At 70.7% G+C, this 9412-nt stretch carries 8 protein-coding genes and 1 pseudogene; 5 read left to right on the top strand and 4 right to left on the bottom strand.

The features are described 5' to 3' along the window. Positions 1 to 281 (top strand): annotated as a pseudogene (locus ACVNF4_RS03570) (hypothetical protein); the annotation flags it as partial. A gap of 47 nt (positions 282 to 328) precedes the next feature. Continuing rightward, positions 329 to 766 (top strand): GNAT family N-acetyltransferase, encoded by a 438-nt coding sequence (locus ACVNF4_RS03565; RefSeq protein WP_461801165.1) that lies wholly within the window; start codon positions 329 to 331, stop codon positions 764 to 766. A 12-nt stretch (positions 767 to 778) separates the two neighbouring features. Here ACVNF4_RS03565 and ACVNF4_RS03560 read toward each other — a convergent pair whose 3' ends face one another. After that, the gene (locus ACVNF4_RS03560; protein ID WP_461801164.1) at positions 779 to 1228 is read right to left on the bottom strand and encodes a DUF6314 family protein; all 450 of its coding nucleotides are present in this window, start codon (positions 1226 to 1228) and stop codon (positions 779 to 781) included. A 161-nt stretch (positions 1229 to 1389) separates the two neighbouring features. Between ACVNF4_RS03560 and ACVNF4_RS03555 the strand changes: the two genes are divergently transcribed. After that, positions 1390 to 3873 carry an alpha-L-arabinofuranosidase C-terminal domain-containing protein gene (locus ACVNF4_RS03555; protein WP_461801163.1) on the top strand — a complete coding sequence of 828 codons (2484 nt, stop codon included), beginning with the start codon at positions 1390 to 1392 and terminating at the stop codon, positions 3871 to 3873. On the opposite strand, the gene ACVNF4_RS03550 is transcribed toward ACVNF4_RS03555, so the two are convergent. The 3 genes from ACVNF4_RS03550 to ACVNF4_RS03540 form a co-directional block, all read right to left on the bottom strand. Beyond that, positions 3860 to 4288, bottom strand: a complete 429-nt coding sequence (locus ACVNF4_RS03550; protein WP_461801162.1) for a carboxymuconolactone decarboxylase family protein — start codon at positions 4286 to 4288, stop codon at positions 3860 to 3862. The genes ACVNF4_RS03555 and ACVNF4_RS03550 overlap by 14 nt on opposite strands. 42 nt (positions 4289 to 4330) lie before the next feature. Further along, the gene (locus ACVNF4_RS03545; protein ID WP_461801161.1) at positions 4331 to 5563 is read right to left on the bottom strand and encodes a cysteine desulfurase; all 1233 of its coding nucleotides are present in this window, start codon (positions 5561 to 5563) and stop codon (positions 4331 to 4333) included. 102 nt (positions 5564 to 5665) lie between these two features. Beyond that, positions 5666 to 6040: a VOC family protein gene (locus tag ACVNF4_RS03540; RefSeq protein WP_461801160.1), complete on the bottom strand. Its 375-nt coding sequence runs from the start codon at positions 6038 to 6040 to the stop codon at positions 5666 to 5668. A 276-nt stretch (positions 6041 to 6316) separates the two neighbouring features. On the opposite strand from ACVNF4_RS03540, the gene ACVNF4_RS03535 reads away from it, so the two are divergent. Continuing rightward, the gene (locus ACVNF4_RS03535) at positions 6317 to 8884 is read left to right on the top strand and encodes a YfhO family protein (RefSeq protein WP_461801159.1); all 2568 of its coding nucleotides are present in this window, start codon (positions 6317 to 6319) and stop codon (positions 8882 to 8884) included. 82 nt (positions 8885 to 8966) lie between these two features. After that, entirely contained in the window at positions 8967 to 9359 is a 393-nt protein-coding gene (locus ACVNF4_RS03530; protein WP_461801158.1) for a hypothetical protein, read from the top strand. Positions 9360 to 9412 lie beyond the last annotated feature (53 nt).

Raw genomic sequence — 9412 nt, 5'->3', positions numbered from 1 at the left:
AGGGCCAGTACGCCGACTCGGAGATGAACGGCCTCCTCACGCAAGCCCAGTTGGACCACATCCGCACCTCCGTCGCCAAGTCCCCCCTGTTCGAACGGGTGGCGGCCAACACCGCCGCGGCCCTGCGCGCCGGCGTCGCCCTCAACCCCGGCCACCCCTACTTCAGCGCCGAACCCCCGGCCCCCCACCTCCGGTTGAGCTTCGCGGCGGTCGCCGGGACGGCGGAGATCACCGAGGGGGTACGGCGGCTGCGCACGGCCTGCGACGAGGTGCTCCCGTAGGCCGAAACTCCCTCGACACCCCCTCGGCGGCCTGCCAGCCTCCTCCCATGAACGACACCTTTCCCCTCGCCGAGGGCTACGAGATCTCCCACGACACCGCCCGCGTCGACGCCGAGCGTGTGCACCACTGGCTGTCGACCGGCGCCTACTGGGCGCTCGGCAGGGCCCGGGAGAAGCAGGACGCGGCGATCGCCGGGTCGCTCAACTTCGGGGTGTACGAGGAGGGTTCGGGGGAGCAGGTGGCGTACGCGCGGGTCGTGACGGACCGGGCGACGTTCGCGTGGCTGTGTGACGTGTACGTCGATCCGGGGGTGCGGGGGAAGGGGATCGGGACGTCGATGGTGGCCGCCGTACGGGATCACCTGGAGCCGTTCGGCATCCGCCGGATGCTGCTCGCGACGCACGACGCGCACGGCGTGTACGCGAAGCTCGGGTTCGAGCCGCTGGAGAAGCCGGATCGGTGGATGGCCCTGTATTTCGGGTGAGAACAGGTGGGTTCAGGGCGTGCGGGTGTAACTCGTCGTCAGGACAAGGTCCTTGGCGGGGCCGCCGACCCGCCAGACCGAGTCCCAGTGGTCCGCGTCCCGGACGCTGAACTCGCCCCGGTAGAGGTCGGCCGCGCAGGGGTGGCCGGCGATGTGGTGGCCGGTGGTGAGGTCGAGGGTGTGGAAGGGGCGGCCGTCGGAGAAGCGGACGTCGGCCGTGCCCGGCACCGGCCCCGGCAGGAAGCGCAGGGTGCGTGTGGCGGGCCGGGGCACGCCCTGCCAGGTGAACGTGCCGGACTCCAGGTGCAGCAGCCCGCCGGCGCCGTCGCCGTCCGGCCGGAACTCGGTCGCCCCCGTGAACGCGCCCTCGTCCCCGCTCGCCAGGTCCCGCACGGTGCGCCGGACGTGCCAGGTTCCCGCCAGATGGCCCAGCACATCGGTGACCGGCCAGAACTCGCTCATCCGTCCCTCGCTTTCGACACTTTCGGTCCCGCGCGACTCATTGACGCTCCCCCGCCCCCTGCCTATCTTGCCGTGCGAAGTCGTGCACATGCGTTCGAAGTGCTGAACGACGTCTGATATCTCGAACCTCTGTCTTCGATCATCGAGCCGCGGAGCCCCCCATGTCACGCACCCGCTGGAGACTCGGTCTCGGCGTCACCGCCCTGCTGCTGGCCTCGGCCGGCCTCCCGGCGACCGCCCGCGCCGCCGACCCCACCGACTACACCCTCACCGTCGACCCGGCCGCGAAGGGCGCGCGGATCGCCGACACGATGTACGGCGTCTTCTTCGAGGACATCAACCGGGCCGCGGACGGCGGCATGTACGCCGAACTCGTCCAGAACCGGTCCTTCGAATACTCGACCGTCGACAACCGCACGTACACCCCGCTGACCTCCTGGACGGTCACCGGCTCGGCGAACGTCGTCGACGACACCGGCAGGCTGAACGACCGCAACCGCAACTACCTCTCCCTGGGCGCCGGTTCAGCGGTCACCAACTCCGGCTACAACACCGGCGTCAACGTCGAGCAGGGCAAGAAGTACGACTTCTCCGTCTGGGCCCGCACCGAGTCGGGCACCGCGCTCACCGTCACCCTCCAGGACGCGGACGGCGCCCTCGCGACCGCCCGACGGATCGCCGTGCGCGCGGGTGGCTGGGCCCAGTACCGGGCGACGTTCACCGCCGAACGCACCAGCAGCGCCGGCCGGTTGACCGTCGCCTCCACCGAGGCCGCCGCGCTCGACATGGTCTCCCTGTTCCCCCGGGACACCTTCCGGGGTGAACCCAACGGGCTGCGCAAGGACTTGGCCGAGAAGGTCGCCGCCCTGAAGCCCGGGTTCGTGCGCTTCCCCGGCGGGTGTCTCGTCAACACCGGCTCCATGCAGGACTACAGCGAGGCGTCGAACTGGCAGCGGGTGCGCTCGTACCAGTGGAAGGACACGATCGGCCCGGTCGAGACGCGTGCCGTGAACTCCAACGTCTGGGGCTACAACCAGAGTTACGGGCTCGGCTACTACGAGTACTTCCGCTTCGCCGAGGACATCGGCGCGATGCCGCTGCCCGTTGTCCCCGCCCTCGTCACCGGGTGCGAGCAGAACAAGGCGATCGACGACCCGGCGCTCCTGAAGCGGCACATCCAGGACACCCTGGACCTCGTCGAGTTCGCCAACGGGCCCGCCACCTCCAAGTGGGGCAAGGTCAGGGCGCAGATGGGGCACCCGAGGCCGTTCCACCTCACCCACATCGAGGTCGGCAACGAGGAGAACCTCCCCGTCGAGTTCTTCGCCCGCTTCAAGCAGTTCCGGGCCGCCATCGAGGCCAAGTACCCGTACCTGACGGTGATCTCCAACTCCGGCCCCGACGACGCAGGTTCGATCTTCGACACGGCCTGGAAACTCAACCGGGACGCCAAGGTCGGCATGGTCGACGAGCACTACTACAACAGCACGCAGTGGTTCCTCCAGAACAACGACCGCTACGACACGTATGACCGAGGCGGCCCCAAGGTCTTCCTCGGCGAATACGCCTCCTGGGGCAACGCGTTCAAGAACGGCCTCGCCGAAGCCGCCTACATGACCGGCCTCGAACGCAACGCGGACGTCGTGCGACTCGCCTCGTACGCGCCGCTGTTCGCGAACGAGGATTACGTCCAGTGGCGGCCCGACCTGATCTGGTTCAACAACCACGCCTCCTGGAACTCCGCCAACTACGAGGTCCAGAAGCTCTTCATGACCAACGTCGGCGACCGCGTCGTCCCCTCGACCGCCACCGGCACCCCCGCCCTCCAGGGCCCGATCACCGGCGCCGTCGGCCTCTCCACCTGGGCGACCAGCGCCGCCTACGACGACGTCGAGGTGACCGGCGCCGACGGGACGCTACTCCTGAGCGACGACTTCTCCGGTGACGGGGACGCCTCGAAGTGGACGCACACCGGTGGCGGCAACTGGGCTGTCCAGGACGGGAGTTACGTCCAGACGGACCCGGCGGCCGAGAACACCATGGTCTCCGCGGGCGACCCGCGCTGGCACGACTACGACCTGCACGTGAAGGCCACCAAGAAGTCCGGGAAGGAAGGGTTCCTCGTCGCGTTCGGCGTCAAGGACACCGGGAACTTCTACTGGTTCAACATCGGCGGCTGGAACAACACCCAGACCGCCGTCGAACAGGCCGTGGACGGCGGCAAGTCCACGCTGATCAGCAAGGCCGGCAGCGTCGAGACCGGCCGCGCCTACGACGTCGACGTCAAGGTCCGGGGCCGGCAGGTCACCCTCTCCATCGACGGCGAGGAGTGGGGGAGCTTCACCGACGACAAGCCGGCCGAGCCGTTCCGGCAGGTCGTCACACGCGACGCGAAGACCGGTGAGCTGATCGTCAAGGTGGTCAACGCGCAGGCCGCGCAGGCGCGTACGGAGATCGACCTCGGTACGTCCCGGGTGGCCGGGCGGGCGCGGGTGACCACCCTGAGCGCCGCCGCCGACGCCGTGAACACGGAGACGGCCACGCCGGTCGCACCCGTGACGTCCACGTTCGACGGGGTCGCCAGGAAGTTCACGTACACCTTCCCGGCGAACTCGGTGACGTTCCTGCGGATCAGACAGAGGTAGCCGGAGGGGTGTTCAGCAGGCCGCGCTCCTCGAAGACCTTCTTCGCGACGAACGTCGCGTTGAGGGCCTTCGGGAAGCCGCAGTACCCGGCGGAGTGCAGCAGCGCCTCGGTGATCTGCGCCGGCGTGAGGCCGACGTTCAGCGCGGCGTTGATGTGCACCTCCAGCTGGGGCTCGCAGCCGCCGAGCGCGGTGAGCATCCCGAGCGTCACCAACTGGCGGTCACGGGGCACGAGTCCGGGACGCGAGTAGATCTCGCCGAACCCCCACGCGACGACCTGGTGGCCGAGTTCGGGGTTGATGTCGGCCAGCGAGTCGATGACCCGCCGGCCGATCTCGCCGTCGACCGCGTTCAGTACTTCGAGGCCGCGGGCGAAACGCTCTTCACGGGTGGTGCTCTCGTTCTCGTTCGTCATGAGAGAGACCGTAGGAGTTGGAGCGCGCTCCAACGCAACTCCTCACACCCCGAAGTACTTCTGCGCCGCCCGCACCCCCTCCACCAGCGCCCCGACCTCGGCCTCCGTGTTGTAGACGTAGAAGCTCGCCCGGGTCGTCGCCGGGATCCCGTACCGCTTCACGATCGGCCGGGCGCAGTGGTGGCCGACGCGGACGGCGACGCCGCGCTCGTCGAGGATCTGGCCGACGTCGTGGGGGTGGACGCCCTCGACGGTGAAGGAGAGGGTCGCGCCCCGGTCGGCGAGATCGGTGGGGCCGATGATCCGCACGCCGGGGAGCTCCTGGAGGGCGTCGAGCGCCAGCGCCGTCAACCGGTCCTCGTGGGCGGCGACTTCACGCATGCCCAGCGCGTTGAGATAGTCGATCGCGGCGGCCAGGGCGACCGTCTGGGAGGTCATCGGGACGCCCGCCTCGAAGCGCTGGGGCGGCGGGAGGAACGTCGAGCGGTCCATCTCGACGATCTCGATCATCGAGCCGCCGGTGAGGAACGGCGGGAGCTGCGCGAGGAGTTCGGCCCGCCCCCACAGCACACCGATACCGTTCGGGGCGAGCATCTTGTGCCCCGAGAAGGCGAGGAAGTCCGCGCCCAGCTCCCGGACGTCGACCGGGCGGTGCGGCACCGACTGGGCGCCGTCCACCACCACGACCGTGCCGAACGCGTGGGCACGGTCGGCGAGTTCACGCACCGGGTTGACCGTGCCGAGGACGTTCGACTGGTGGGTGAGCGCGAGGACCTTCGTACGCTCGTCGAGGAGTTCGTCGATCCGCGTGAGGTCGAGACGGCCGTCGTCGGTGAGGCCGAACCAGTCCAGCGTGGCCCCCGTCCGCTGGGCGAGCTGCTGCCAGGGGACCAGGTTCGCGTGGTGCTCCATCTCCGTGACGACGATCCGGTCGCCGGGACCGAGGCGGCCCGCGTTGCCGAGGGAGTACGCCACCAGGTTGATGCCCTCGGTGGTGTTCTTCGTGAACACGATCTCGTCGTCCTCGGCGCCGACGAACGCCGCGACCGCGTGCCGCGCGTCCTCGTACCCCTCGGTCGCCTCCACCGACAACTGGTGCGCGCCGCGGTGCGGGGCGGCGTTGCGGGTGAGGTAGAACTCCCGCTCCGCGTCCAGGACTTGCAGCGGTTTCTGGGTGGTCGCGCCCGAGTCGAGGTAGACCAGCCGGGCGCCGGAGTCCAGGGTCCGGCGCAGGATCGGGAAGTCCTCGCGCACCACGTCCACGTCGAAGCCCACGGTCGGCCACCTCTCACGGTCTGTGCGTTGGTTCTCCGTGAGAATACGTGTTCGGCGGTGCCGCCTCGCGCATCACCGGCGCCCGGCCGCTGCCCGGGGTTCCTACAGGTACGGCCTGGTCAGGAGTTCGATCGCGTGGCCCGCCGGGTCCTTGAAGTAGACGCCCCGGCCGCCGTGCCCGGTGTTCGTCTCACCGGGGCGTTGCATCTGCGGGTCGGCCCAGTGGGTGATGCCGGCGTCGCACAGCCGCTGGTAGGCGCGGTCGAAGAGGTCGTCGTCCACGAGGAACGCGTAGTGCTGCATCTGGATCTCGACCGGCGGCTCCGCGAACTGGAGCAAGGTGCCGTCGGCGAGCTGGATGTTGGTGAACGGGCCCCAGGAAGGGGCCTCGCCGACTTCGAGGAGGTCCCGGAAGAACCGGGCGGACTCCTCGCGGTCCTTGGACACGATGATGGTGTGGTTGAAAGAGGCTGGCATGGGGTGGTCGCCCTCACTGCTCGGAACGGAAACTGCGGAACGCGTCTACGTCTCCGAGCGGACGGCGGGGCCCGGCCCCATCCAGGGGCCCTGAGGCCCCACCCGGGGGTCAGTCGCCCACCGGGTAGCCCATCCGTGAATGGCGCGTGCGCGCCGGTCCGGTGATCACGCCTCCGACCCTAGCGAAGCGGAACAGCCGGCGACAAGCGGGTAAACCTTTCCCGGACATCCGCACCCCCGCACAACCCACCCGCACCCCCACCCATCTCAGCCTGCGTGGAAACCCGCCCCCGCATCCGCCGCACCGCCTCCGGGCTCGCCGCGCTCGTCACGATCGCCGTGTTCTGCACGGCCGACGTCTTGGCCCGCAGCTACCCGTTCGGTCCGCGCACCCGCAGTGTCAACGACCTCGGCAACCAGTACCTGCCGTTCCACGCCCACCTGTGGGACCTCCTGCACGGCAGGTCGGACGGCGTTCTCGTCAACTGGCAGTCCGGGTTCGGCGCGAGCTTCCTCCCCGACTTCGCGACGTACGTCAGCAGCCCGTTCGCCCTCCTCGTCGGCGTCTTCCCGCGCGACGAGATCGACCTCGCCGTCTACGTCATCACCGCTCTGAAGACGGCGAGCGCGGCGGCGGCCATGACGTGGCTGCTGCTCACCCTGCGGCCGGGACCGCGCTGGGGCGCCGTCCTCATGGGGGTCTCGTACGCGCTGTGCGGGTGGAGCCTCGCCGACGCGTCGTACAACCTGATGTGGCTCGACGGGCTGATCGCGCTGCCGGTGCTGTGCCTGGTGGGGGAGTGGCTGATCGCCGGGCGGCGGCTGATCGCCGGCGTCCTGCTCGTCGCGCTCGCGTGGGTCGCCAACTTCTACACCGGGTACATGGCGACGCTCGGAGCCACGCTGGTGCTGGTCCTGCGGCTGGTGCTGATGTCCCCGGCCCGCCGCGAGACCTTCGCCGTGCTCGGCCGTGCCGCCCTCACCGTCGTCCTCGGCGTGGGGCTCGCCGCGCCGCTCGTCACCGTCGTCTACTTCGGCAGCAAGCACGCCTCCCCGACCCACTTCAGCGGCTTCGACCCCGCCGACGCCGAGGACGTCCTCGCCCGCATGATGCCGGGGACGTACGGGTTCGGCACGCCGGGGCTGTACGTCGGGACGACCGCGCTGCTGCTCGCGCTGGCCCTGCCGTTCCACACGAAGGTGCCGGTGCGGGTGCGGGTGGCCTTGTCGGGGCTCGTCGTCCTCATGTTCGCGTCGATGCAGTGGGGGCCGACGCAGCTCGCCTGGCACGGGTTCACGACGCCGCAGGGGTCGGGGTACCGGGAGGGGTTCGTGCTGTGCGCGTTCCTGGTGATCGCCGCCTGGTACGGGTTGTCGTACGGGGTGCCGGGGCGGCGGGCGCTGGGGCCGGCCGCCGGGATCCTGGTGGTGATGGCGGCGGTCGCGAGCGGCAGTTATCTGATGCGGCCGTTCGTGCTGCCGATGCTGGCGGTCGTGGCGGCGGGGGTGTTGTGGGGGTTGTGGCTGCTGAGGAAGGCGGACAGCGGGGGAGCGGTGAGTGGTGGGGGAGTGGAGAATGTGGGGGCTGATGATCGTACGAACGCCGGTCTGCGGCGTCTCCTCACCCGCCCCCTCCCCGCCACCCTCGCCGTAGCCCTCCTCCTGACCGTCCAACTCGGCGAGGCCACCGGCACCTCCGCCGTCATGACCCGCCTGCGCCTCGCCCACTTCGACGACTACGCCCCCTGGGGAGCCCGGCAGCAGGCCCAGGCGGACGCCATCGCCTCGGCGGACGGCTGGCCCGCCTACCGCACCGATCCCGGACGCGAGCAGACCGTCGGCAACGACCCGATGATGGTCGGCGGACAGGGCGCCCAGTACTACAGCAGCCACACCTCCGACGTCCTTTACCGCACGCTCACCGCGCTCGGCGACGGCTGGACCTCCGGCGGGCGCAGCCTCCAGAGCTTCGACAACGCCGTCACGGACACGGTCTTCTCGGTGGGCGCACGCGTGCACTCCCCGCCGGACCCGCACCAGAACTGGTTCCCGCAGGACGGCACCGGAGAGACGGTGACCAGGCAGGACGTGCCGCCGCTGGTGACGGTGAGGTCCGCAGGACCGCGCCCCGGGTTCGGTCCGTCGCCGTACCGCAACCAGGAACTCCTGCTGGGGACGCGCGTCTACACCGTCCCCCGGACGACCATCAGCCGGACGGCGATCACCGCCCGGTGCCCGGCGGGCAGCGAGGCGTACCTCTACGCCCCGCGCTTCGCGGGCACCGCGCGCCTCGACGGGAGCGACCTCACCGGCAGGTTCCGGGCGGGCCGCAACAAGATCGCGGCGATGCAGCGGCTGGGCACGGTTCCGGCGTCCGGCCAGGTCAGGATCGCCCTGTCCGCCAACGACGGCGGCGGCTCCCCGCGGCCCGGCGCACTCGGCTGCCTGGACACCGGCAGGCTGCGGACCGCTGTGGACCAGCTCCGGACCACCGGCGCGACGAAGGTGACCGTCTCCGACGACACGATCCGCGCCGAGCTCCCCCAGGGCAGCCGGGGCCTCGCCGTCGTCGCCGCCCCCCGCATCGCGGGCTGGCGATGCGCCGTCGGCGACGCCCCCGCCGTCCCCGCCCAGGACTTCCACGGCCTGATCGCCGCCCCCCTCAACCCCACCTCCACCACCCTGACCTGCACCTTCCACACCCCGGGCCTCCGCCTCGGCCTGAGCGTGGGCGCCCTCGGGCTGACCGGCGCCCTGCTGCTCGCCGCCTGGCAGACATTCCGCAGGCGGACCCGGACGACGGCACCGGCGGAGCCGCGTGAGCGGTTGGCGCCGGTCGCCTGACCGGGGCCCTGTGCGTGCCCGCGTCCGACGGCGGCGCCCCGGCCCCCTGGCAGTCGGCCGTGTGCCGTGAGATCGTCCGCAGGTGACCGATGTTGCTGGTGGGGATACGACCTCGGGACGACCGGACGACCGCGCCGCGTCCACCCTGCGCTTCGCGACGGAACTCGTCGCATGGGTGGCCACCCCCTGGGCCCTGGCCGGCCACTCATGGCTCCTCGCCGCCGCCTCCGTGGTGGCCCTGATCGGCCTTCCGACCCTCTTCTCCACCCCGGGGGACAAGGCCGGCGTGATCATCGCGGTGCCGGGCTGGGCCACGATCCTGCTGGTGCTGCTCCAACTCGCCGCAGCCGTGATCTCCTCGTGGCTGGCCTGGCCCGCCTGGGCGGCGCTCCCCGCGACCCTGCTGGCCGCCGGCACCCTGGTCACCGAGCGCCACCGCTGGCGGTGGCTGGTCTCCGCGGACCGACTCGCCTGAGGCGCTCAGGCACGTCGGCCGCCGCGAAACCGTATGCGATCGATTGCATAAAC

The organism is Streptomyces sp. S6, from assembly GCF_054880855.1.
The sequence above is the reverse complement of the archived record's forward strand: the minus strand, read 5'-3'. Positions and strand labels throughout refer to the sequence as shown.